Source organism: Nonlabens tegetincola (genome assembly GCF_002117085.1).
Taxonomy (GTDB): domain Bacteria; phylum Bacteroidota; class Bacteroidia; order Flavobacteriales; family Flavobacteriaceae; genus Nonlabens; species Nonlabens tegetincola.
This window is the reverse complement of record NZ_CP019342.1, coordinates 511,946-535,760: the sequence shown is the minus strand read 5'-3', so window position 1 is coordinate 535,760 and position 23,815 is coordinate 511,946. Positions and strand designations below refer to the sequence as shown.

Below are 23,815 nucleotides of genomic sequence, written 5' to 3'. Positions count from 1 at the left end.
ATGGATAAATCAATTTTCAAAATAACCAAAATGGACTGTCCTTCCGAGGAAGCAATGATTCGGATGAAGTTAGATTCGTATGCCCAAATCAAAAAGTTGGATTTTGACATACCCAATCGCAAACTAACGATTTTCCACAACGGCAATCTAAAGGAAATACAAGCTGCCATTGCAGATTTGAAGTTTAATGATGAATTGATTTATTCTGAACCAACCGATGAAGCTATCGTTGATGAGGCTAGAAATCAGCGTAAAATGCTTTGGACTGTTCTACTTATAAATTTTGTCTTTTTTGGACTTGAAATGGCAACGGGAATAATTTCAAAATCAATGGGTCTAATAGCAGATAGTCTTGATATGCTAGCTGATTCATTTGTATATGCGTTGAGTCTTTTTGCCGTTGGTGGTTCGATGTTGCGTAAAAAGAAAATTGCCACAGTCGCAGGATATTTCCAAATGATGCTTGCTCTTATAGGTTTTGTAGAAGTCTTTCGAAGATTCATTGACCCTTCCGAAGTTCCCGATTTTAAGACAATGATAGTTGTGTCCATCCTCGCATTGATAGCGAATGGCCTATGCCTCTATTTACTGCAAAAGTCAAAAAGTAAAGACGCCCATATGCAGGCTAGTATGATTTTTACATCCAACGATGTGATTATCAATTCTGGGGTTATAGTTGCAGGATTTTTAGTGCAATGGACAAATTCAAGAATACCCGATTTAGTCGTTGGTGCCATAGTCTTTATTGTTGTGATTAGAGGGGCAATTAACATTCTAAAACTTGGGAAATAAATAGTAAATATTATGAATAAGAACACTTTATACATCGTCATAGCAGTTCTCGTCGGACTACTTGGTGGTTGGCTCATTTTTAGTGGAAATGAAACGGGTAAAACCGATACAGCTGAGGCACACGACCATTCAGCTGAAGATGAAAGCCAGATGTGGACCTGCTCGATGCACCCACAGATCATGCAACCCGAACCAGGTGATTGTCCTATCTGCGGAATGGATTTAATTCCTGCAGATTCAGGTGCAGACGGGCTGGCCGCTGACGAGTTTAGAATGACAGAGAACGCCATGGCGCTTGCAGATATCCAGACCACTATCGTAGGTAACAATTCGACCGATGGCGACGGTACGATTACACTATCGGGAAAAATTGCTCAAAACGAGGATCTAAATAGTGTGCAGGCCAGCTATTTTGATGGACGTATTGAACGACTTAATGTAACCTACGAAGGGCAGCAAGTTAATCGCGGCCAACTGCTCGCTACCATATACGCACCAGCCCTAGTAGCCGCTCAGCAAGAATTAATTACCGCAGCAACAATCAAAGAAACGCAACCTGCCTTATATAAGGCTGTTCGTAATAAGCTTAAGAATTGGAAATTGACTGAATCTCAAATTGACGCTATCGAAACCTCTGGATCGGTAAGAGATAATTTTCCGCTACACGCCACCGTGTCAGGGACGGTAACTGAGGTAATGGCCGCACAGGGTGATTATGTAAAGGCTGGTCAGCCTATTGCTAGGCTTAGCGATCTATCAACAGTTTGGGGCGATTTTGATGCTTATGAGAGTCAACTGGAGCAGTTTCAAATAGGTCAAAAAATTATGGTGACAAGTAATGCATATCCCAATAAAGAATTTGAGGCGCAAGTTTCTTTCATCGACCCTATCCTAAATACGCAGACGCGCACGGTAACGGTCAGGGCAACACTTCAAAATAAGGACGGATTGCTCAAGCCAGGAATGTTTGTACAGGGCATAGTAAAAGGTACGTTTACCCCAGACCAATCTGCATTGATCATTCCTGCGAGTGCCGTGATGTGGACGGGTAAAAGATCTCTGGTTTACCTAAAAGTTAATCCTAATGAACCAGTCTTTAAAATGCGTGAGGTAACCCTAGGCAACCGTCTGGAGAATACTTATACTATTATATCTGGTTTAGAAAGTGGTGATGAAATTGTTACAAAGGGCACCTTTACGGTAGATGCTGCAGCACAGTTGCAGGGCAATAAATCAATGATGAATCAAACCGGGCAAGAACCATCCATTACAAATATGGATATGTCCCTACCCAGATCGTTTCAGGAAGAGTTCATGAAAGCCTTACCGTCTTATTTTCAATTGAAAGATGCATTGGTAAAAGGCAATGCTTATGATGTTTCCGCTTTCGCGAAAGCGAGCTCAAAAAAGATGTCCGTGATAGCAAAGAAAGATCTGGACGACATACTTGAGTCTCATTTAACCAAAAGCATTGATATGCTAGATGCCATCGCAAGCAATTCCGATTTAGAAAACCAGCGAGACCATTTCGTCATTCTCAATGAAAACCTCGTGGCCATTGCTTCAAATCTTGATGATCTACAGAATACGCTATATGTTCAGGAATGTCCCATGGCTAATAATAATAAAGGTGCCGTATGGTTAAGTGCAGAGGAAGAAATCAGGAATCCTTATTACGGTGATGCTATGTTGACTTGTGGTGCTGTAATTGATAGAATAAAATAAATCGTTTGCTAATTTTAAGATCTAGAAATATGTGAATCCTAAATCAATAAAACTCATAAAGCAACCAGATTGAAAAAGGCTGCTATTATCTTAAAATCCATTGTATGAATGAAATTCTTGCTATCGTAGAGCAATTTAAAACCGAAATCAATGAAATAGAAAACGAAAAGCTCTCTGATTTTAATAGTGTTGAGTTAGGTATAAAAATCTCTCGTAAGTGCATGCAGGAATTGAGGATTAAAGTGAGACAACATGAGTTTACGTCAAACGAGAACGAAATTCACTTTTTCAAGCACATCAAGCCTTCAGTTTATTCAAAAATTAAATTTTTCTCTAAGCTATATCAGTTCCTACTAGCTAGACCACAAGGCAGCATAAAGAAGCAACGAAGCTTTATAGATACAGAAATTGAAAAATTACAGAGAGACTATAAAAAGAATCTAGATTTTGTAAAGTACTATCGCGAGAAATCTACATATCTAGATCGTTATTATTTCTTAAGAGGAAAGGATGAGGTGCAGCTCATTACCGATACTTCCCATTTCCTGACGGATGCCGAATTCTCAACCAGTCACGACAACCTGGTGGCTAAGATCATGGCTTATGATCTTCTTATCAATCATTATCAAAAGCTATTACAGGAATTAAGATTTACCGAAAGCCAAGGCCAGCAAAGTCCTTACGGCGTTTTAAGTCATTATGCTAAGCGTGGCTTTAAATGGACGGGTACAAAAACAGATCTAATTGAACTTATTTACGGCCTTCAAGCCTCTGGAGCTATTGAAGACGGTACAGCCGCTATTAATGCTATGGTCAATGCCTGTGAAGAACTATTTGAACTAGAACTAGGCAATCCCTATCGTACGTTTCTTGAAATTAAGGAACGTAAAAAAGATCAAACAAAGTTTTTGGACGAGATGAAAATCGCCTTACAACAGAAGATGGACCGCGAGGACTAATCACAATTATTATCTTCGACCTTTATCCTATCCTATAAGAAAAGGCTTCACAACCTATTCCCAACTAGGGAGTTTCATTTTTCTTGGAATGTAGATCAATTTTTGAATGTATGTAGAGGTTAACAGATCCTATTTGACTTATTCAAATTTCTGAATCTAGATAGATATTACGCTTTTGCAAAAGCTTGCAAATTCAAATTCTTGAAAACCAACAATTTCACAGATTTAAACTGTTAAATTTTGACCCAACCCATTCCCAACTTGGGAAGAATTCTCACTAATCCTTATCACTTTTGCCTAACGAATGTCAAACGATGCGATAAAAAATCATTTAAAACTTATAACAGATTTTTTTGAGCGTCGTCCCGAGCTCGCCTCGGGATCAACTTAATCTAAGGGCAATCATTAAAAATCATAACCGCATTGCTCTTATACTACTCTGTCATCCCGCACTTGCTTGTGCTGAGCGAAGTCGAAGTAATGCGGGATCTCAGGGTTAGGCTTCTGAACTCATAACTCATAACTCATAACTAAACTATGCCCACATCCATCATCACCACAGACGACCTAAGAGAATTCAAAATGGAGTTACTCGAGGACATTAAGAACATTATGCAAACTGTTACTGGTAGTTCAGAAAAGAAATACCTCAAATCAGCTGAGGTAATGGAACTACTTCAAGTCAGTCCAGGCACACTTCAAAACCTACGCATTAACGGCACACTACCCTATTCTAAAATAGGTGGCATCATCTTTTACGATACAGAAGAGATCCACCGAATCATTGCAGAGAACCGCATCGATAACTCAATCTAATTTATTATTCTCGCCATATACGAGCGTGTCACTTCGAGCGACAGTCGAGAAAGCGAGTGAATAAGTGCTCATGCCAGAAGTAAACTACATCAAACACCTCAACGGTGTTTTTGGTCAATTCCAAAAAGACTCTAGATTAAATCCTACGCATATCAGTTTGTACGTAGCACTTTTTCAGTATTGGAACTTTCACAGGTTTGCTGGTCAATTTCAAATACATCGAGATGAGGTAATGAAGCTAGCAAAGCTGGGAAGTAAAAACACTTACCACAAGAACCTGAAGGATCTGCATAATTGGGGTTATCTAATTTACCTGCCTTCTCACAATCCATTCAAGGGCTCAAAAATCAAGATGCTCAATTTTGATACAAGTGTTGTACAACCTATGGGACAACCAGTAACCAACTCTGTCCCAAATTCAGTACAAGCATTGGGACCTATATATAAACATAAGAAAACTAAAGAAACAGATATAAACGAGATAAACAGATCTAATCCAAAAAACGAACAAGATGTTATTGATTTTTTTCTTGAAAATAACTGGCCAGCTGTTGAAGCTCAAAAATTCTACAATCACTACCAAGCAAATGGCTGGAGAATAGGTGGGAAAATACAAATGCAAGATTGGAACGCTTCCGCGAAAAAGTGGATGCTAAAACACCAAGAAGAAGTGTCAGTTCGAGCGCAGTCGAGAACAAACGGTTTAGAGGCACAATCCCTAAAGACTGCGTCCGAAGAGCGTAGCGAGAGGAATGCACTAAACTTACACACCAATCGCAACAAAAATTACGATGAGCCTTTATGAAAAATCAAATCACAGAATTCGCCCCAAACAATCCCGGAACTCTGATCTTAGGTGGTACTCAATTCCAAGTAGCGGAGCTCAAAAACAATTTCCTACACTACGACTTTAAATCGGCATTGAGGTTTCTAGACGCACGAGGTAAATTACTCTTCGGCAAGCAGTTTAAAATATATGATGAGGATAAAGCTTTACTTTACAAGCTCATCAACTATTTCATAGGTGACCAAAATGAATGTGATAAATTCGATTTAGACCTTAATAAGGGATTACTGCTATCAGGTCCAGTAGGATGTGGTAAAACCACTTTAATGAGGTTATTACCTCATCTGGTACCACACAAGCGTTACCATCAATTCGCACTCATTCCTTGCAGGAATATCGTGTTTGGTTTCAACCACCTTGGCTATAAAACAATAGAAGACTATTCTGATAACAAGCCATATTGCTTTGACGACCTCGGTGTCGAGGCCACCGGTCGCCACTACGGTAAAGATTGCAATGTAATGGGCGAAATTCTCATATCAAGATATGAGGTTTTTAAACAAAAAGATATCTTAACTCATATAACAACAAATCTTAATGCTGTAGAAATTGAAGAACGTTATGGAGAGCGTGTTCGCTCTAGAATGCGCGAGCAATTTAATCTTATTAGCTTTTCAGCAAAAAGCAAAGACAAAAGAATCTAAAATTTAAATATCAAGAAAAGTTCAACTTGTCCTCTAGCAACCTAATCAATTCTTTATCATAATACTTAAAAACATCTGGAATATCTAACACTCTAATCTTTGAGTAATATTTAGATCCTGTATGTTTTTGGATTTGATCAAGATGTTTCTGCTCCATTACAAAAACAGCATCAGCCCATTGCAACAAATCTTCAGTCAACTCCGTTGTACCTTCTTTCCTACAAATCCTAAGATTAGTTCCGGCACTTAAAAATTTGTATGCTTGATATTTTTCAGCAAAATAGTCCTCTGCAGTCTTTGACCGCTGTTTATTTACCGAACAAACAAATAAGATTTTCATAGTAATAGCTAATATACCAAAACTAAACATATCACTGCAAAACACTATAATTTAAAATGCATCATAGCAATTATGCGTAAATAAATTTGCACAACTCATAAATTTTACATATATTTGCATCATAATAATTATGTAATATAAATTATGCAGAGTAAAATTGTGTCATTAAAATCTATTCTAAGCTATAAAGGCTTGTCCTCTGGATACTCCTTTAGAGGTAAAATTCAGCATATCCATAATGGAGGTGTTCGTGTGATACAGCTTAAAGATTTTGAAAATAACTATACCGTAATTGGACAAGACTGCACTCTTGTGGAGCGAGAAAAAATAAAAGATAAATACTTTCTTGAAAACGGCGATGTATTATTCATAGCAAAGGGCACTAACAATTTTTCACTAGTTTTTGAAGAAATTGATAACACTCCTACTATAGCTTCATCTGCGCTGTTTGTACTCAAAGTTGATACCAGATTAGCTAATCCTTTTTACATAGCCTGGTACCTAAATCAAACTGAGGTGCAAAATTATTTTAAATCTAACGAGACAGGAACTTATACTAAGAGTATTAGTAAACCTATTTTAGAAGAAGCGCCTATTGCTCTACCATCATTAGAAACACAAAATAAAATAGCTCAAGTAGCACTTTTACATAATAAGGAACTTGCAATAAGTCATAAAATCATTGCATTAAAAAATCAATTAACAACAACTCAATTATTAAACGCACTATAAAATGTCAAACCAAACAAAACCCACACAAGAACAAATTAACGCAGCATTATGGAATGCCTGCGACACATTTAGAGGTGCTTTTGATTCGTCAGAATACAAAAACTACATCCTCGTTTTTATGTTTATTAAATACCTAAGTGATGTCTGGAAAGATCACTATAACGAACTAAAAGAACGCTATGGTGATGATGACGAACTTATACAACGTAAACTAAGAAGAGAGCGATTTGTATTACCAAACAACTGCACCTTTGATTATATCTACGAGCATAGAAACGACACAGATATAGGTGAAAAAATTGACACCATCTTTGCAAAAATTGAAGAGGCTAATATTGAAAAACTCGATGGTGTTTTTAGAAACATCAGTTTTAACTCTGATAAGTTAGGTCAAACTAAAGACCGTAACCGTCGTTTAAAAAACCTAATTAACGACTTTGCAAAGCCAGAACTGGATTTCCGTCCATCACAATGGGAAGGTAAACAAGATATTTTAGGTGAAGCCTATATGTACTTGCTAGAAAAATTTGCTTCTGGAGCTGGTAAAAAAGGTGGTGAATTTTTTACACCTAAAGAAGTATCAAGCCTATTAGCAAAATTAGTAGCTCCGCAAGAAGGAAATCGAATATTTGACCCTACTTGTGGTTCTGGATCACTGCTTATTAAAGTAGCTGAAGAAACAAAAGATAAAGACGGCAACCCATCTAACGATTTTGCTGTGTATGGTCAGGAGAGTAATGGTGATACCTGGGCACTAAGTAAGATGAACTGTTTCTTACATAGTATGGATGCTGCACAAATTGAGTGGTGTGATACCATAAACAACCCTAAACTGCTTGAAGGCGATGCCTTAATGAAGTTTGATATTGTAGTAGCAAATCCTCCTTTTAGTTTAGATAAATGGGGACACGAAAACGCAGAGGCAGATCGCTACAAGCGTTTTATGCGTGGAGTTCCACCTAAATCTAAAGGAGACTATGCCTTTATCCTGCATATGATAGAAACCACCTTGCCTACGGGTAAAGTAGGTGTTATTGTACCGCACGGTGTACTCTTTCGCGGAAGCGCAGAACAAAAAATACGCAAGAAGCTTATAGAAGAAAATCTATTGGAAGCGGTTATAGGCTTACCTACTAATCTATTTTATGGTACAGGTATACCGGCTGCCATTCTCATCTTTAATAAAGCAAAAACAACTAAGGACATCTTATTTATAGATGCGAGTAAAGAATTTGATGACGGTAAAAAGCAAAATGTACTACGTAAGCAGGATATTGAGAAAATTGTAAATACTTATAAAGAGTTTGCTACCGTAGACAAATACAGTGCTGTGGTATCTCCTGCCGAAGTCGCAGAGAATGATTACAACTTAAACATACCGCGCTATGTAGACACTTTTGAAGAGGAAGAACCTGTTGATATTGCAGAAGTTCAAAAAAACATTGAACAACTGGAAGCCGAGCTCGTAGAAGTACGTGCAGAAATGAACAAGCATTTAAAAGAATTAGGGTATTAAAAATGGAAAATAACGAACAAAATAACATCATCATTTACACCAGTTCAGATGGTAAAGCATCAGTAGCTTTATTTGAACGTGATGATAACGTATGGCTCAATCAAAAACAGCTAGCAGAAATTTTTGACACCTCTGTTTCAAACATTAGTCTCCATATACAAAATATACTGAAAGACAAGGAATTAAACCCTAATTCAGTTATCAAGGATTACTTGACAACTGCATCAGATGGTAAAGAATATGAGGTGTCATTCTACGCACTAGAAATGATTCTTGCTATAGGATATCGTGTACGCAGCAAACGTGGTGTACAGTTTAGACAATGGGCTACACGTAACCTTGCCGAATATATGCGCAAAGGTTTTATTATGGACGACGAGCGTCTTAAAAATCCTGATGGTCGCCCAGATTATTTTGATGAGTTACTAGAGCGTATACGTGATATACGTGCAAGTGAAAAACGCTTTTACCAAAAAGTACGTGACCTTTTTAGTTTAAGTAGCGATTATGACCCTACAGACAAGGCTACACAAATGTTTTTTGCAGAGGCACAAAACAAGCTTCTCTTTGCGGTAACACGACAGACAGCTGCAGAGCTTATTGTTGCCAGAGCAGATGCACGTAAGCCCAATATGGGATTGACGAACTGGAAAGGTAATGTGGTGCGCAAACAAGATATCACTATTGCAAAAAATTATTTGGTAGCAGATGAGCTAGACAGCCTTAACAGACTCGTAGTTATCTTCTTAGAACAAGCAGAATTACGTGTAAAAAACCAGCAAGACCTTACAATGTCTTACTGGCAAAACAATCTGGACAAGCTCATTGCTTTCAATGAATTTCCTGTGCTTAAATCACCAGGAAAAATATCACACAAAGCAATGGAGAAAAAAGTACGTATGCACTATGTAACTTATGATAAGCTGCGCAAAAAAGAAGCTGCTGAAGAAGCAGACCGTAGGGAACTTGAGGAATTAAAAGCTCTAGCTGAGAAAATTAAAAAGAAAAAATAATATGGAAGCAGTTACAGATAATACCGCTTTCGCGAAAGAACAAACAAAACCAGGCTACAAAAAAACCAAACTAGGGTGGATTCCTGAGGAGTGGAAAATGCTGCCAATAAAAAATCTTACAACTAAAATTGGTGATGGTTTGCACTCCACGCCAAGATATTCAGAAAACACAGAATACTATTTCATTAATGGTAATAATCTTGTTGAAAATAAAATCTTAATCACAGAAAATACTAAGTGTGTTGATGAAGAAGAATATTTGAAACATAAAAAAAATCTTGATAATTCTACTTTATTCTTATCTATTAATGGAACGATTGGAAACATTGCATTTTATAACAATGAAAAAGTAGTTTTGGGTAAAAGTGCAGCGTATTTAAATATTGACAGCACAAATTCAAAAGAATATTTAGCATACCAATTACAGACTCATACAATAAACAATCTTTTTAAACGCGTTTCAACAGGTTCAACAATTAAAAATTTAGGGCTCAAAGAAATTCAAAAAATAGAATTACCTATCCCACCACTCCCAGAACAACAAAAAATAGCCAGTATCCTCAGCACTTGGGATAAAGCTATTGCTGCACAAGAACAGCTCATTGCCCAAAAACAAGAACTTAAAAAAGGGCTTATGCAGGAGCTACTTACTGGGAAGAAGCGTTTTGATGGGTTTACTGAGGAGTGGGAAGAAGTGAAATTGAGCGAGGTTAGTGATTTCAAAAACGGCAAAGGACACGAACAGTTTATAGATGCTGACGGTCAATATGTTGTAGTAAATTCTAAGTTTATATCCACAGAAGGTAAGGTAAGAAAGTATACCCAAAAACAGGCTTCTCCATTAAGTAAAGATGATATCGTAATGGTTATGAGTGATGTTCCAAACGGGAAAGCTCTTGCTAAATGTTATCTCATTGAAGATGATAACAAATATTCTTTGAATCAAAGGATTTGTTCGTTGACTGCTAAAAACATAAACACTAAGTTTTTGTATTATCAATTAAATAGAAATAAGTTCTACTTGAAATTTAATGATGGCTTAAGTCAAACAAACCTAAAGAAAAAAGAGGTTTTAGGCTGTCCCATTCTAGTACCGTCTCTAAAGGAACAAGTAAAGATTGTAGAAACAATTGAGGCGTCTAGTAATTCTCTGGACCTTCTTATAGATTCATTGAGAAAGATAAAAAAACAAAAACAAGGATTAATGCAGCAGTTGTTAACTGGTGAGAAAAGGGTTAAAATTTAGGACTATGAAAAATATTGAAAAAATTGAACAATCAAGATATGTTCTGGCAAGATTTGACCATTACATAGAAGGAGCTAACAGTAAAGGTAATTTTCTACTTGCTTTTAGTGCCTTTTTATTTGGTTTTATTGTAACAAGTTTCAAAACTATTGTTGAATTTAATTGTTCAGCTGCAAAAGCCTTTACCATTGGGCTACTAGTAACAACTCTTATTTTGGGGTTAATAAGCATAGCTTTTACGATTGCTGCTGTATTTCCATTTCTAAAAACAAATAATTCAAGTAGTAAAAAATACCATTCACTAGTGTTTTTTAATTCAATAGCAAATATGGAAGAAAACCAATTTCTAAAACAATATAAAAATCAAAAGGATAAAAAAGCCTTTAAAGATATGGCCAAACAAATCTATGCTCTATCTAAGGGACTAAAAAACAAATATTTTAGAATTAGCTGGGCTATCAGATTTGTGTTTGCACAACTTGCTCTACTTTTTTTAATCATAATAATTAAAATAATATGAGTTTATTTAACAATTACAAAGCAGGCTTAGAAAGTGTATTGAGTAGATCAAATCAATCATTTGAAAAAAGCTGGAGTTCTCCATACATTTTACTAAATGAGAGTACAAAAACATTTTCTTCAGTTCCTACAACAATTGAACCTAATTCAAAAACAATTTTAGATTTTGACTCTAATCAGTTGCAAAAATATTTTGGTCCTAATAAACATTCTTTTGATAAGGTAACAATAGGTAATCATCCTGATTTTTCATATTTGAATGAAAATCAAACCCTTAAACATCATTGTGTTTCTATGTTTATCGACATAAAAGGCTCTACAAGATTAGCTTTAAAGTATTCACTAGAAGAGGTTCGATTAATCAAGGACACATTACTAACACTTTGCATAAATGTAGCAAGCCATTTTGGTGGTCATATACATAGACTTCAAGGTGATGCTGCATTTGTACAATTTGTGAGAAAAAATTCAAATCCAAGCGATAGTATTATAAATGCCTTAAATGCAGCGAGTGTTTTATGCCAAGCTGTTTCTGAAGACTTATCATCTGCTTTCATTAGCTATGGTCTTGACCCAATTAAAATTAGAGTAGGCATCGATTATGGCTCAGATGAAGAAGTGATGTGGTCCCACTATGGTATAGCAAATTGTAACGAGTTAACTACGACTAGTTTACACACAGATCTAGCGGCAAAATTGCAGCACAAAGCCTCAACAAATTCTATAAGAATTGGTAAAAACCTTTTGGACACAATCGAAATGAAACAAGATTTCATTTCTATTCCAAAAGCTTATAAAAATGGTGAATATGTAGATGATCGTTACATCATTCAATCATCAAATTTTAACTACCGCCAATTCGATTTTAATTGGAAAAAGTATTTGAACAGTTTCTCGTTTTACAAACAAAATGGTTCTGGAAAACTAGAAATAATTGATAAACCATTTAAGTTAAAAGCAATAGTTTGTAATTCGAAAAGCGATACTAATGGCACATCATATTATGAGAATAACTACGCAATCCTAAAAGGTAAATCAATTCGATATGAATTAACTTATAATAATTTACCGTATTATAGAAAAAACTATGAAACTATTATTTGGGAGGCATACAACGATGGTTCAGATGCTAAGAAAGCTAATGATGAACATCACTTCTTTGAAAAAAGATTTGTAAATAAAACGTATTGCATAGCTCACGCAGGTTATCAAGGCAATCATTATCTAAAATGTACAATTAAACGACAACATTCGGACAATATAATTTTGAAATTCCCAATATATGTTGATGGCGGATATGGTGACGAAGTAAACCTTAAAATGTTATAAAAATCAATTAAGATATTACAGCCTCTCCTTGACAATATTCAAATTGAATTTAATGATTCGTAAGATTAATTTAATTAATAATGAAAAAATATTTTCACTATTTCGCGAAAGCGTAAAAACTAAACTATGTCTGTAAATTACTCAGAATATAACGACTCTCAAAAACCAGCGCTTTCTCTATTACAAAAAATGGGCTGGCAATACATATCTCCTGATGACGTATTTATAGCTCGTGGAGAACTATTCACTAATGTCATTCTTGATGATATACTAGCAGCCCAGTTAGCTAAAATTAATGCTTTTGAGTACAAAGGAGAAGCCTACCAATTCTCTACTGGTAGTATCCAAGGCGCTATCAACGCATTAAAAAATGTACCTAATGAAGGTTTAGTACAAACTAATGAGCGTGTGTATGATTTAATTACACTGGGCAAGAGTTTTAACGAGACGGTTCAAGGAGATCGTAAAGCTTATACCGTAAACTACATAGACTGGGAGTATCCAGAAAATAATGTCTTCCACGTAACAGAAGAGTTTGAGGTAGAAGGTCGCAAAGGAAAACGTCGTCCAGATATCGTACTATTTGTTAATGGGATTCCCTTTGTAGTTATAGAGAACAAACGTCGTGATAAAAATGAAGCACTAGATGAAGCTATTTCCCAAAACATTCGTAACCAAAGAGAGGACGAGGGAATTCCTAAGTTGTTTTACTTTGCACAGTTGTTACTAGCAGTACATCCTAATGAAGTAAAGTATGGTGCTACTGGTACTAAAGCCAAATTCTGGAGCGTATGGAAAGAGGATGCAGAACGTGAAATTACCAAGCTCCTTAAAAAGAAGACTAATAACACGCTGGCTGAAGAAAGATTGGTTACAGAGCAAGATAAAGGCATTTATGCGCTTTGTAATCCTTCTAGATTACTCGATTTAACCTATAAATACATAGTCTTTGATGGTCCAGACAAAAAAATATGTCGTTACCAGCAATACTTTGCTGTACAAGAAACCATACAGCGCGTAAAAACTAAAAACAAAGAAGGTAACCGTCAAGGTGGTGTAATTTGGCACACTACAGGTAGTGGTAAGTCATTAACAATGGTAATGCTTTCTAAAGCACTGGCACTAGATAAGACAATAGAATCACCTAGAGTAATCATTGTAACCGATAGAATAAGCCTGGACAAACAAATATTCAAAACATTTGTAAACTGTGGTAAAAATGTCAAGAAGGCAAAAAGTGGTAATGACTTAGTAGAGCTATTACAAGACAAAGGCAATGAAATCATCACCACCATCATTGATAAATTTGAAGTAGCCACAAAACGTGCATCTTTTAAAGAGGAGTCTCAAAACATATTTGTACTCGTAGATGAAAGTCACCGCAGTCAGTACGGTAGCGCACACGCAAATATGAAGCGTATTGTTCCTAATGCCTCATATATTGGTTTTACCGGTACACCTTTAATGAAGTCTCAAAAAAGCACCTCTAAAAAATTTGGTGGTTTTATTCATAAATACACCATAGATCAAGCAGTAAAAGATGGTGCAGTATTACCATTACTATACGAAGGACGCTCTGCAAAATTGAGTATCAACAAAAAACAAATAGATAAGGGTTTTGAACGTCTTGCAGCACCATTAAATGAAGAAGCGCGTAAAGACTTAAAAAAGAAATTTGCCACCATAGCCAAGATCTACGAGTCTGATAACGTGATTGAAGAAATTGCCTATGACATCTCAGAACATTTTCGAGACAATTGGAAGAACACAGGTTTCAAAGCACAGTTAGCTGTTCCTAGAATAGATGTAGCCATCAAATACCAAAAGTATTTTGAAGCGCAAACAGATCCGTCTCTTAGAATTAATACACGTGTAGTTTTTACACCACCAGATAGCAGACAAGATAACGATGATGTGTGGTCAGAAAGCTCTAGCGAATCGCAAAAATACTGGAAACAAATCTTAGAACGCCATAATGACCAAGAAGCGTATGAAACAGATGTAATTCAGCGTTTTAAAGAAGATAGTAAGGAGGTTGAACTTATTATCGTAGTCAGCAAATTACTAACAGGCTTCGATGCACCTAGAAACACAGTACTATATTTAGCAAAACCTCTAGTAGCACATAACTTATTACAAGCTATTGCAAGAGTAAATCGTCTTTTTGAAGGTAAAGAATATGGACATATTATAGACTACGTAGGTATTTTAGGAAAGCTAGATGAAGCATTAACAGAGTACAGTGCTTTAGAGGATTTTGATGAAGAAGATTTAAAAAACACCGTAGTTGATGTAAAAGATGAAATACGTAAAGTTCCTATACGACACGCAGAGGTTTGGGATATTTTTAAAGGCGTTTATGACAAAAAAGACATTGAAGCACTAGAAAGACACATAGCAGATAAAGACATTCGTGATCAGTTTTACGACCGTGTTTCTGCATTTGCAAGAATACTCCAAACCGCATTAGCCTCAGATGACTTTTACAATGAATTTAATACAGAGCAAATTGGCTTTTATAAAAGCGAATTAAAGAAATTCCAAAGTTTACGTCTATCAGTGCAATTCCGCTATGCCGAAAAAGTATCTTATAAAGAATATGAACCTCGTGTACGTAAGCTATTAGACACTTATATAGATGCCGACAATGTACAAGTACTATCTCGTGATGTAAATATTTTTGACAAAAATATGGTACAAGAGGCATTAGAAAGTTATGGCAAAACACCAGCTTCTAAAGCAGACTTTATAGCTCACCAAATGAAAAAAGTCATCACCGAAAATATGGAGAAAGATGAGGCTTTTTACAAAAAATTCTCAGAGCTGATAGAGCAAACCATTAAAGACTTTTACGATGGCAGACTTACTGAAAAAGAATACCTCGAGGCAATGCAAAAAACAAGAGACAACCTAGCGAACGGCTATCAAGAAGGTATTCCAAATGCAGTACAAAACAATCCAAGAGCGAGAGCTTTTTATGGAGCTTTAAATGAAGTGCTCAACAAAAAACTAGATAAAGAAATTAGCAAACAGAAAGTTGCCGAGGCAGGTGTTGAAATTGAAGAGATTGTAAACAGTCTTATCATCACAGATTGGAAAAAGAATGTCGATATTCAAAACAAAATGGAAAATCAAATAGAAGATTATTTGATCGGTAAAAGAAGCCAATTAGGTATTGAAATCAGTTTTGATGAAATCGATGCCATCTTAATCAAGTGCTTGCGTGTAGCTAAAAATAATTTCTAATGAGAAGCATACAATACGGCACAAAAGAAATCTTTTACGAGCTGCAGCGGTCTAAGCGCAAAACCTTAGCTATCGAGGTACATCCAGATAGCTCTGTTCATATCATTGCTCCAGAAGAAAGTCCTGTAAAAGATATTGATTTAAAAGTCGAAAAAAGAGCATCCTGGATTATCAAACAACAACAGTACTTTGAACAATTTCTACCACGCACTCCAGAGCGACAATACATCTCTGGCGAAACTCACTTTTATCTTGGTAAATCCTACCTTTTAAAAGTGATTGCCGGTAATACGAATCAAGTAAAGCTTAAAGCTGGAAGATTACAAGTAACCTGCAAGAATACAATCAATCAAGAATTGGTAAAAAAACTATTGGCAAAATGGTATTATGAGCACGCCGAAAAAAAATTCAACAAAATAGCTATTGATGCTTTCGCGAAATTTAAAGAGTATGATATAAAAATGCCCACAGTTGAAATTAGAAGAATGGCCAAACGCTGGGGAAGCTGTAATACAATAGATAAAGTCACCATCAATCCTGAAATTATAAAAGCTTCTTCTAAATGTATTGAGTATGTTTTGATCCACGAAATGTGCCATCTTGTAATACCAAAACACAATAAAGAATTTTACAATGTCTTGACTTCCATAATGCCTAATTGGAAGAAGTGGAAGGATAAGTTAGAGAATAAGTTATCATAACGCCACACTTCCAGCACTTACTCATTCATTCCTTTCGCAAGCTACATTCATTCACTCGCAAAAGCTTTACGTTCGTGCGCAATACTAGTTATGTCCACTACGCACCTACCTATCGGATAGACGCTCCGTTACCATAACCAGTATTTTTTGCCTTTGCGCGCACATCCACGAATATAAGTTAGTCAATTAGTAAGCCTTAACATATTAGAACCTACTTTGTCAGTTCGAGCGAAAGTCGAGAACGTCTTCGTATCAAATAGCACTACTAGCATAGACATCCGGGAAGGCAGGTAATAAGGTGTGCGCCAGTTGTTCCATTTTGTTCCATAAAACATCCCAGCAAGGGTATTATTTAAGCATGTCATCCTGAACTCGATTCAGGATCTCTTAATCACTATCTCAATGTTTTAAAATTGCCCTTGCAGGGACCGCCACCACGTCCACAACACCATCCAAAGCGGTGGCTTGTTGTACTCCACACATTCCATGCCTTCTGCACTCGTGTCTACTTTTGTACCCACACCCCTATTCGGTCACGCTATCGCGTGGTGTTATCGGTGGGTACAACCGCCACTTATTGTTTTGCGAGCCTGCGTGTCGCTGCGGGCTACGACCTATAACCTATGGCAGCTTGAGAATATTTAGTAGCCTTATAAGTACAACTTAATTCACCTCAATGGGTTTTGCCCAGCTGCTGTAACTTGCCACAGGTTTTAGGTCTACCGGTGTCACAGTTTTTGATATCAACTTTATGAATATTCTGTATAGCGATAATGTTCTACAGCCGTACCACCTTACCTAGCGGATAAGCTGGCACCGCTTCCGTCCTAGTAAGTAAGAGCTATGTATTCCTTCAGCGACTTCCTACCGTCAGTCACCTCACTCACACACAGCACTTACCTATTCAATTAAAAATAGAAATCACTTTAAACCAAATCAAAAAACTGCGCCACCTAGTGTAAACATGGCCGTGACCGCCTTTCGTGCCTACAGGCGCCCACTCACGGCACCCTTGCTAATCTCGCAGTCGGCTCGCGCCTTTTGAATTACCTGCTCAATAAAAATCAGGTTTCGACAACAGGGGCTTTAGGGGCATTATTCATTACCGATTTAATACCAGTTTCCATACCCGAGCTGCCTTCGTACATTTCACTAGTGCCGATGACCTGGCCATTACTAGCCTTCAGATTAAAATAGTGTTTTCCGTTACTGGATTTCTTTCGGTCATATCGGCTATCGATTTGAGAGTTTTCTCTAACCGATTCAATACCGTTGAGACAACCAGCTTTTGAGGTATATGCTTCACTTGCCAGTATGTTTTGGCCGTTGGCCGCTTTCAATCTGAACCTGTGCTGTCCACTAGAATCTTTATACGTTTCAAATTTTCCCATAGTATTTGGTTTTAAATGATATCAGATAAAGATAAAAAAAGGTCACAAATATAGGTGGCTTCCTCAACCCAGCCGCACACCAGCAGTAAAGTTCAGGCCCTACGGGTTTTGAAAAAATAGTGCGCCAAAGGTGCGCACCATTTTAGAACATTTATTTTGAATTAGTCCTTGGTTCAGGTTACTGCTGGCTTGGCCAAATCGCCGCCTGCTTCTGTGAGTTAGCTGTTTCTTCTATCGTCAGTATAGCAATTTCGAAAGCGCACGATTTTTCCCAAAAAACTTGACAGCCTGGCCACGCCACCAAAAAGAGGGCTTTCTTTTTTTCGTTTTTCTTTGTAAAAAAAATGTGTTCATTTTCTTTGGCTGGATTGAAAAAGCCCTGGCGGTAAACCAAGGCTCTATCGTTTGATTCTGTCATTTCTTCCTCTTGCGCCGCAGTCGAGACTTCAACCAGTCCTTGAGATAAATCTTCAGCAAAAGCGAAACTATAAAGCTCACACACGCCCCAAAAATGGCCACCACCGCAGATCCCATGAGATCATCCGCAGAAATAGAATGTAACGCTGTGGCAATCGTGCCACCTATCGTTCCCGCTTTCGTAGACATATATCTGTGTGGCATCGAATTACTTTTTAGCCTCTGGAGACTCTTCTTTTTTCGCTTTCGCAGAAGCGGAAGTATTATCAGCTGTTACTGCTTGACTTACCGCCGTTGCCACCGTACCGGCTACAGTTACATAGGTTGCAATAGTCACCAAAGTTGCCGGTAAAGCAATAGGGGCTGCGATGATGGCACCACCAGCAGTTGCCAAGGCGATACCTATATTGCGCAAGGTTCGGAAAAATTTAGGGGTAGGTTTTTTATAACGTTCTATAAGTGTCATAATTCTGGGATTTAATTGTAATAAATACTTTTTCTTTTCTGTCATACGCCTGATGGCAAAGCGATAGGACCTTCTGTAAAGCAGCTCGAGAAGACAAACCTTTACCAAGTCCACTAAGCTGTGAAACGGGCGCCAAGCACCCTTCCAATTCACGCAGCGCGTCATTAGCCGGATGAATCAAAATCAAACTGCGACCAGAAACATCCAGCACGTGCAAATGATTTTTGAATCTAGGCGAAAACCGCGGCACCACTTCGAAGCATCCTTCTGGAATACAGGAAATATTCCTCTGGTTTTCGCGCCAAGGCAGCTCAATCATAAAGCAGACCAGATGGCCATTTAAGAAAAGGGCACCGTTGGTACCCCTTTCAAAGTAGCTTCGCTTCAGGATGAGGTTCATATTACTGCGTATCTACATTAGCAATAGACAGCGCGTTGTAAGCACCGTTTTTAAGTGAATACATCTGCCCATTTACTTCCTGATAGAACTCAATACCTATTACCTGAAGAATCGGCAATGCGCTACCAGCGGGTAGAGCAACCGCAAGGTTAATAGCTGCAGTATTTGCGGAGTCATAAGGCAAGATTGCAGTCTCAGCACTCTCAAAATTGGAAGCTTCATTTGCAAAATCCAATTCTGCAGCACCAGTCACAATTTTAAAGTGAGTTGTCCCGCTTGGTCCAGCAATACGAACAGCTGGCGCAAATGGCGCAAGGTTCAATTCCACATCGCCCGTTGCACGGTCGAGAGCTGTCGTGTACGGAGCAAAAAGCGTCGCACCAAGTTTACCATTGAGATTAAACTCAAAGCCCTGCAGGGTGCTCATATCACCATCTTCGATGGTTCTAGCACCACGCGCATTAGTAGTATCAGTTTTAGTAACTGCTACAAGAGCCTTAGTCAATCGACTTACCACACGCTTATCTTTTGCATTCTGCAAAAGCACACGGATGGCGTTACGGATTACTTTTCCACCCTTCCCGGCACGTCCAAATTCAGAGCCGTTTTCACGCGTTCTTTGGAACGCTGGGTCATTAGCGATACGATTAGCATCCACGCCACCTTTGGTGCGCGCAAGATGCCCATCAGAGCTTTTGTAAAAGGAAATGTCGCCAAGAGTTCCTTTTAGCTTGATAATACCAGTTTGTCTAGCCATTTTTAGAAATTTTTATGATTACTCGACAAATCAAACTAGATTTGTAGAGCTACCAGAGTTTCCAGAACCGCATCTGCCACCTAGCACGATTTTTGCCGATTTAAGTGCATAGTTCAACCGTAGATGCCGCACGGATGAAGTATGGATAGTGTATTAAAATGAAGATTGTAAGAGCCACTATATTCCCAAAAGACGTTCATTGCCTCACCGGCAGGAGTGAACGCTATGGCCGTAAGCTATTACAAGACATTAGAAGCCACTTTGGAAAGCAGTCTTACCAGTTTGTCACAGTAGAAGAATTCGCCGAGTACAGCGGAATTAAAGAGGAAACTATCAAAGATTATTTACTTCAAGTTTCATAGTATTTATAGCCATTTGAGTAGGTTTGAATCCAGAAAAGAGTTATCTTTATGTAGTCTTGAAATGCTAATTTCAATTAAACAAGTTCTTTTAAAATGGTAGGTATTCGGTCAGTTCACTTGTGAACATTATCCCGGGCATCCCCAAAACATAGATATAGCGAGGCTTCCCAAGGTTCACCCGTAAAAAGTTTGAATCCTGTCGAGGTCACTTTAAAAACCCAGCTTTAACAGCTGGGTTTTTTATTTCTTCATATTTACAAAACAAAAGTCACAAACCCAAGAAAGCGTTAATTTACACGTTGTTGCAAATCACTATTACTATCTTTGAGAAGACTAAAAATTTAAATTAACTAACAAACTAATATCATGAACATAAAAAAATACAGAATAGCAGCTATCGGTTTAGCCTTAACAGCTACCACACTTATTGCATGTAAAGAATCTCCAAAATCAGAGGAAAGCGAAGAAATGCTCTCTGAAGAAGCGATGGTAGAACAAGAATTGCCTTCTATTACTATCGAAAAATTAATGGACTCACCAGCGTATGAAACTGCTAGTCTTTCTCTTAAATCTCCAGATGTTTCTGGAACTATTCCTTCCGGTGAGACTAACTTTGATTTTGAAGTTACAAACTATGAATTAGGAGCAATTACTGACAGTGAAAATGCAAACCGTTTAGCCAATTCAGGAAAAGGTCAGCACATTCACTTTATTGTGAATAATCAACCCTACTCTGCTCACTATGAGCCTACCTTTACTAAAGCTCTTCCTGACGGAACACACCACCTAGTAGCTTTTTTAAGTAGATCTTACCATGAATCCGTTAAAAATAACAATTCTGTCGTGGTAAAGAAAGTACAAGTAGGTGATGAGATTACTCAAGAATTGGATATGGATGCTCCTACTCTTATTTACAGCAGACCTAAAGGAGAGTATTCTGGTAAAGACACAGAGAATTTACTATTAGATTTCTTTGTTATTAACACTACTCTTTCAGAAGACGGGAATAAGGTAAGAGCTACTATAAACGATGAGGTTTTTACTATTACTGAATGGGCTCCATATATTGTAAAAGGACTTCCTACGGGTGAAGTTTCTATCAAACTAGAGCTAGTTGACGATAATAATCAAGTTATACCTGGACCATTCAATAGTGTGACAAGAACAGTTACTCTTAAGGAGTAAGGCAAATTATCGATATTCCATATTAGGATAATTCATTATAATACTATACCAACTTCATTCAAATGTTTAAATCAGTTATTTGCTTAGTATTGTTTTTTTACAGCATCATAAATTTTGCTCAAAATGAAAGAAATATATGGTATTTTGGGCAACGCGCAGGATTAGATTTTAATTCTGGATCACCTGTAGAAATTACTGATAATGCATTAACAAGAAACATATTTTTTGGTATAGTCGAAGGACCAGACAACTTAGGTGTTGTGAATGATGAGGATGGAAATCTATTATTTTATACCGAAGGGAATAGATTCTATGATAAATCTCATAATTTAATGCCTTCCAGCCCAACTTTTGTATATAGTCAAATTGGATCACAATTAGCTGTTTCTCGAAATCCTGGAAATGAGAATCAATATTATGTTTTTATACAGGAGCAAGTGGGACTGCGAATTGACTTGAAATACTTTGTAGTTGATATGACCTTAAACAATGGTTTTGGTGATATATTGACAGATACATCAGGGATTTTAATAAGGAATCTTACAACACAACACCTAACAACAGCGAGGCATTATAATGGAAGAGATATTTGGGTGATCTGTATAAGCCAAAACTTTTTTAGATCATACCTAATAACTGAAAATGGTATAAGATTAGATAATGTTACTTCTCAATCAATCTTAGGGTTGGACGATTTGAATGTAGCATACAACAGAGGTATGATGGTTTCATCACCCGATAGTAAAAAAGTAGCTGTGTGCTTTCCTATCGCAAGCACAATTCGAATTTATGATTTTGACAATTTGACTGGTAAATTAAGTTTTAATGATATTGAAGTTACTGCAGAAAAATTAAACTTAGTACCTTCAAGTCAAGCCAATTTATCCTTAGCAACTGCTGAATTCACGCATGATAGTAAATTCGTATACTTTGCTGACTCTGCAAATGGGATGCATAGAATAAATTTGGAGAACTCTACTGGTATTTCATTAGATCATGAAGTAATCGTAGATCCTAATAATGGTTTCCCCTTCAATCAGCTTTGTAGGGGACCGGATAGAAAAATATATTCCATACAACCAAACGGTCCTCTTATAGGAGCTGTAAATAACCCGGCAGATGTCATCGGTAATGTTAGCTTTGATAACAATTCAATTATACTGAACAATGCTAATAATTTAATTGATTTTCCATCATTCCTTTTACCCAAATTACCTTTAGGAATTTCATTTGAGAATATTTGTCTTAATGAGCAAACTAACTTTTATGTTAACCCTGAAAATGAGGCAACCAATTTCTTATGGAATTTTGATGACAATAATTCATCAAGTACCGACAGAAATCCTTCACATACATTTAGTTCTCCTGGCATTTACAACGTCTCAGTTCAATATAATGACATCTTAACAGGAATACTAGTTACAGAAAACATTCAAGTAGAAATTTACGACAGCCCTATTGCACATCAACCTTCAGACATTTATAACTGCCAAGAGAACAGAATCATAAACTTCACTCAAACTACCGATGAAGTCCTTATAAATCAAGCTAGTAACGTATTTAATGTGACATATTTTTTGACCGAGGAAGACATGTTAACTGGAACAAATAAAATAACCGAGTATAATGGCAATGAAGGTAATCATGAAATTTATGTAAGAATTGAAAATAGAGAAAACCCAGAATGTTTTGATTCTACTTCATTTTTGATTTACTCTGAATATTTTATACAAATTGAAAATGTTATGAATGTCGAAATATGTACAGGTACACCTGTAGAACTCATAGGTCCTGACGGATTTGATTCATATTTATGGTCAAATGGAGACACTAATAAGAACACTATGGCAAATGCAGAAGGCACCCAATATCTAAGAGTTTTCAGGGATTTAGGAAATTATATTTGTGAGTTAGAGATTCAATATAACATAGAACCAAAAGATCCTCTTATTATAGAGTCAATTTCAATTGATGAATTCTCAGGATACAATAATTCCATAAGAGTTAACACAAACAGAACAGAAAATATTACTTATAACTTAGGCCAATATTTACAAAACGATACTGGGTATTTTACAGACTTGGAAACAGGAGAATATGAATTGACTATAATAGATGATTGTAATAACACTTATAATCAAAATGTTTTAATTATTAATTACCCTAGGTTTTTCACGCCAAATCAAGATGGTTATAATGATGAATGGACTATTTTAAATTTTGAAAAAATTAATGATTTGAATATTAAAATCTTTGACCGCTATGGCAAACTTTTAAGTGTTTTGAATAATTCAAGAAAAACTTGGGATGGAAAATATAATGGTATTGAACTTCCCTCGTCAGATTATTGGTTTCAAGCAACTAGAAATAATGGAAGTTCTTTTTCAGGACATTTTACTTTAAAGAGATAGA

The 23,815-nt window shown here is 36.8% G+C and carries 22 protein-coding genes; 16 read left to right on the top strand and 6 right to left on the bottom strand.

Translation table 11 applies throughout. The annotated features are described in order from the left end of the window. The 6 genes from BST91_RS02730 to BST91_RS02705 all read left to right on the top strand — a co-directional run bounded on the left by BST91_RS02730 (window position 1) and on the right by BST91_RS02705 (window position 5,783). Window positions 1–792 carry a cation transporter gene (locus BST91_RS02730; RefSeq protein WP_042278111.1) on the top strand — a complete coding sequence of 264 codons (792 nt, stop codon included), beginning with the start codon at window positions 1–3 and terminating at the stop codon, window positions 790–792. A gap of 12 nt (window positions 793–804) precedes the next feature. Then, the gene (locus BST91_RS02725) at window positions 805–2,517 is read left to right on the top strand and encodes an efflux RND transporter periplasmic adaptor subunit (RefSeq protein ID WP_085774368.1); all 1,713 of its coding nucleotides are present in this window, start codon (window positions 805–807) and stop codon (window positions 2,515–2,517) included. Between the two features lie 104 nt (window positions 2,518–2,621). Further along, window positions 2,622–3,476, top strand: a complete 855-nt coding sequence (locus BST91_RS02720) for an RteC domain-containing protein (RefSeq protein WP_060522904.1) — start codon at window positions 2,622–2,624, stop codon at window positions 3,474–3,476. Window positions 3,477–4,013: 537 nt separating this feature from the next. Continuing rightward, window positions 4,014–4,292 carry a helix-turn-helix domain-containing protein gene (locus BST91_RS02715; RefSeq protein ID WP_085774367.1) on the top strand — a complete coding sequence of 93 codons (279 nt, stop codon included), beginning with the start codon at window positions 4,014–4,016 and terminating at the stop codon, window positions 4,290–4,292. Window positions 4,293–4,362: 70 nt separating this feature from the next. After that, entirely contained in the window at window positions 4,363–5,097 is a 735-nt protein-coding gene (locus tag BST91_RS02710; RefSeq protein ID WP_085774366.1) for a hypothetical protein, read from the top strand. Beyond that, the gene (locus tag BST91_RS02705) at window positions 5,094–5,783 is read left to right on the top strand and encodes a P-loop NTPase family protein (RefSeq protein ID WP_085774365.1); all 690 of its coding nucleotides are present in this window, start codon (window positions 5,094–5,096) and stop codon (window positions 5,781–5,783) included. The genes BST91_RS02710 and BST91_RS02705 overlap by 4 nt, the downstream gene beginning before the upstream one ends. 10 nt (window positions 5,784–5,793) lie before the next feature. Here the strand turns inward: BST91_RS02705 and BST91_RS02700 are convergent, their stop codons facing one another. Continuing rightward, a complete protein-coding gene (locus BST91_RS02700) occupies window positions 5,794–6,123 on the bottom strand; it encodes a phosphotyrosine protein phosphatase (RefSeq protein WP_244895675.1) in 330 nt (109 codons plus the stop codon). Between the two features lie 144 nt (window positions 6,124–6,267). On the opposite strand from BST91_RS02700, the gene BST91_RS02695 reads away from it, so the two are divergent. The 8 genes from BST91_RS02695 (at window position 6,268) to BST91_RS02660 (ending at window position 16,425) form a co-directional block, all read left to right on the top strand. Then, a complete protein-coding gene (locus BST91_RS02695; protein ID WP_085774363.1) occupies window positions 6,268–6,855 on the top strand; it encodes a restriction endonuclease subunit S in 588 nt (195 codons plus the stop codon). A gap of 1 nt (window position 6,856) precedes the next feature. Then, a complete protein-coding gene (locus BST91_RS02690) occupies window positions 6,857–8,371 on the top strand; it encodes a type I restriction-modification system subunit M (RefSeq protein WP_085774362.1) in 1,515 nt (504 codons plus the stop codon). Between the two features lie 2 nt (window positions 8,372–8,373). After that, window positions 8,374–9,384 (top strand): virulence RhuM family protein, encoded by a 1,011-nt coding sequence (locus BST91_RS02685; protein ID WP_085774361.1) that lies wholly within the window; start codon window positions 8,374–8,376, stop codon window positions 9,382–9,384. A gap of 1 nt (window position 9,385) precedes the next feature. Then, a complete protein-coding gene (locus BST91_RS02680) occupies window positions 9,386–10,630 on the top strand; it encodes a restriction endonuclease subunit S (RefSeq protein ID WP_085774360.1) in 1,245 nt (414 codons plus the stop codon). A gap of 4 nt (window positions 10,631–10,634) precedes the next feature. After that, window positions 10,635–11,150 (top strand): Pycsar system effector family protein, encoded by a 516-nt coding sequence (locus BST91_RS02675; protein ID WP_085774359.1) that lies wholly within the window; start codon window positions 10,635–10,637, stop codon window positions 11,148–11,150. Further along, on the top strand, window positions 11,147–12,478 hold the full coding sequence (locus tag BST91_RS02670; RefSeq protein ID WP_085774358.1) for a nucleotide-binding domain-containing protein: 1,332 nt from the start codon (window positions 11,147–11,149) through the stop codon (window positions 12,476–12,478). The genes BST91_RS02675 and BST91_RS02670 overlap by 4 nt, the downstream gene beginning before the upstream one ends. A 126-nt stretch (window positions 12,479–12,604) precedes the next feature. After that, complete coding sequence (locus tag BST91_RS02665; RefSeq protein ID WP_085774357.1) at window positions 12,605–15,724, top strand: type I restriction endonuclease subunit R; 3,120 nt, start codon at window positions 12,605–12,607, stop codon at window positions 15,722–15,724. Continuing rightward, entirely contained in the window at window positions 15,724–16,425 is a 702-nt protein-coding gene (locus BST91_RS02660; protein ID WP_085774356.1) for a M48 family metallopeptidase, read from the top strand. Before BST91_RS02665 ends, BST91_RS02660 begins: the two co-directional genes overlap by 1 nt. Before the next feature lie 1,064 nt (window positions 16,426–17,489). Here BST91_RS02660 and BST91_RS02655 read toward each other — a convergent pair. The 5 genes from BST91_RS02655 to BST91_RS02635 all read right to left on the bottom strand — a co-directional run bounded on the left by BST91_RS02655 (window position 17,490) and on the right by BST91_RS02635 (window position 19,856). Further along, a complete protein-coding gene (locus BST91_RS02655; protein WP_085774355.1) occupies window positions 17,490–17,816 on the bottom strand; it encodes a YegP family protein in 327 nt (108 codons plus the stop codon). A gap of 178 nt (window positions 17,817–17,994) precedes the next feature. Further along, on the bottom strand, window positions 17,995–18,318 hold the full coding sequence (locus BST91_RS02650; protein ID WP_085774354.1) for a hypothetical protein: 324 nt from the start codon (window positions 18,316–18,318) through the stop codon (window positions 17,995–17,997). Window positions 18,319–18,441: 123 nt separating this feature from the next. Next, entirely contained in the window at window positions 18,442–18,699 is a 258-nt protein-coding gene (locus tag BST91_RS02645) for a hypothetical protein (protein WP_042278090.1), read from the bottom strand. Continuing rightward, window positions 18,677–19,099 (bottom strand): DUF5675 family protein, encoded by a 423-nt coding sequence (locus tag BST91_RS02640; RefSeq protein ID WP_085774353.1) that lies wholly within the window; start codon window positions 19,097–19,099, stop codon window positions 18,677–18,679. The genes BST91_RS02645 and BST91_RS02640 overlap by 23 nt, the downstream gene beginning before the upstream one ends. 1 nt (window position 19,100) lies before the next feature. Next, window positions 19,101–19,856, bottom strand: a complete 756-nt coding sequence (locus BST91_RS02635) for a hypothetical protein (RefSeq protein WP_085774352.1) — start codon at window positions 19,854–19,856, stop codon at window positions 19,101–19,103. 728 nt (window positions 19,857–20,584) lie between these two features. Here BST91_RS02635 and BST91_RS02625 point away from each other — a divergent pair. Both BST91_RS02625 and BST91_RS02620 read left to right on the top strand, forming a co-directional pair. Beyond that, window positions 20,585–21,403: a hypothetical protein gene (locus BST91_RS02625; protein ID WP_085774351.1), complete on the top strand. Its 819-nt coding sequence runs from the start codon at window positions 20,585–20,587 to the stop codon at window positions 21,401–21,403. Between the two features lie 62 nt (window positions 21,404–21,465). Next, the gene (locus tag BST91_RS02620) at window positions 21,466–23,814 is read left to right on the top strand and encodes a T9SS type B sorting domain-containing protein (RefSeq protein ID WP_085774350.1); all 2,349 of its coding nucleotides are present in this window, start codon (window positions 21,466–21,468) and stop codon (window positions 23,812–23,814) included. Window position 23,815: the final 1 nt, after the last annotated feature.

What these genes read in the sequence shown, in the direction of transcription:
- BST91_RS02675 (WP_085774359.1), top strand. Translation starts at nt 10,635, where the DNA reads ATGAAAAATATTGAAAAAATTGAACAATCAAGATATGTTCTGGCAAGA.
- BST91_RS02635 (WP_085774352.1), bottom strand. Translation starts at nt 19,856, where the DNA reads ATGGCTAGACAAACTGGTATTATCAAGCTAAAAGGAACTCTTGGCGAC.
- BST91_RS02690 (WP_085774362.1), top strand. Translation starts at nt 6,857, where the DNA reads ATGTCAAACCAAACAAAACCCACACAAGAACAAATTAACGCAGCATTA.
- BST91_RS02660 (WP_085774356.1), top strand. Translation starts at nt 15,724, where the DNA reads ATGAGAAGCATACAATACGGCACAAAAGAAATCTTTTACGAGCTGCAG.
- BST91_RS02685 (WP_085774361.1), top strand. Translation starts at nt 8,374, where the DNA reads ATGGAAAATAACGAACAAAATAACATCATCATTTACACCAGTTCAGAT.
- BST91_RS02700 (WP_244895675.1), bottom strand. Translation starts at nt 6,123, where the DNA reads ATGAAAATCTTATTTGTTTGTTCGGTAAATAAACAGCGGTCAAAGACT.
- BST91_RS02665 (WP_085774357.1), top strand. Translation starts at nt 12,605, where the DNA reads ATGTCTGTAAATTACTCAGAATATAACGACTCTCAAAAACCAGCGCTT.
- BST91_RS02645 (WP_042278090.1), bottom strand. Translation starts at nt 18,699, where the DNA reads ATGACACTTATAGAACGTTATAAAAAACCTACCCCTAAATTTTTCCGA.
- BST91_RS02655 (WP_085774355.1), bottom strand. Translation starts at nt 17,816, where the DNA reads ATGGGAAAATTTGAAACGTATAAAGATTCTAGTGGACAGCACAGGTTC.
- BST91_RS02720 (WP_060522904.1), top strand. Translation starts at nt 2,622, where the DNA reads ATGAATGAAATTCTTGCTATCGTAGAGCAATTTAAAACCGAAATCAAT.
- BST91_RS02730 (WP_042278111.1), top strand. Translation starts at nt 1, where the DNA reads ATGGATAAATCAATTTTCAAAATAACCAAAATGGACTGTCCTTCCGAG.
- BST91_RS02625 (WP_085774351.1), top strand. Translation starts at nt 20,585, where the DNA reads ATGAACATAAAAAAATACAGAATAGCAGCTATCGGTTTAGCCTTAACA.
- BST91_RS02705 (WP_085774365.1), top strand. Translation starts at nt 5,094, where the DNA reads ATGAAAAATCAAATCACAGAATTCGCCCCAAACAATCCCGGAACTCTG.
- BST91_RS02670 (WP_085774358.1), top strand. Translation starts at nt 11,147, where the DNA reads ATGAGTTTATTTAACAATTACAAAGCAGGCTTAGAAAGTGTATTGAGT.
- BST91_RS02680 (WP_085774360.1), top strand. Translation starts at nt 9,386, where the DNA reads ATGGAAGCAGTTACAGATAATACCGCTTTCGCGAAAGAACAAACAAAA.
- BST91_RS02725 (WP_085774368.1), top strand. Translation starts at nt 805, where the DNA reads ATGAATAAGAACACTTTATACATCGTCATAGCAGTTCTCGTCGGACTA.
- BST91_RS02715 (WP_085774367.1), top strand. Translation starts at nt 4,014, where the DNA reads ATGCCCACATCCATCATCACCACAGACGACCTAAGAGAATTCAAAATG.
- BST91_RS02640 (WP_085774353.1), bottom strand. Translation starts at nt 19,099, where the DNA reads ATGAACCTCATCCTGAAGCGAAGCTACTTTGAAAGGGGTACCAACGGT.
- BST91_RS02620 (WP_085774350.1), top strand. Translation starts at nt 21,466, where the DNA reads ATGTTTAAATCAGTTATTTGCTTAGTATTGTTTTTTTACAGCATCATA.
- BST91_RS02695 (WP_085774363.1), top strand. Translation starts at nt 6,268, where the DNA reads ATGCAGAGTAAAATTGTGTCATTAAAATCTATTCTAAGCTATAAAGGC.
- BST91_RS02710 (WP_085774366.1), top strand. Translation starts at nt 4,363, where the DNA reads ATGCCAGAAGTAAACTACATCAAACACCTCAACGGTGTTTTTGGTCAA.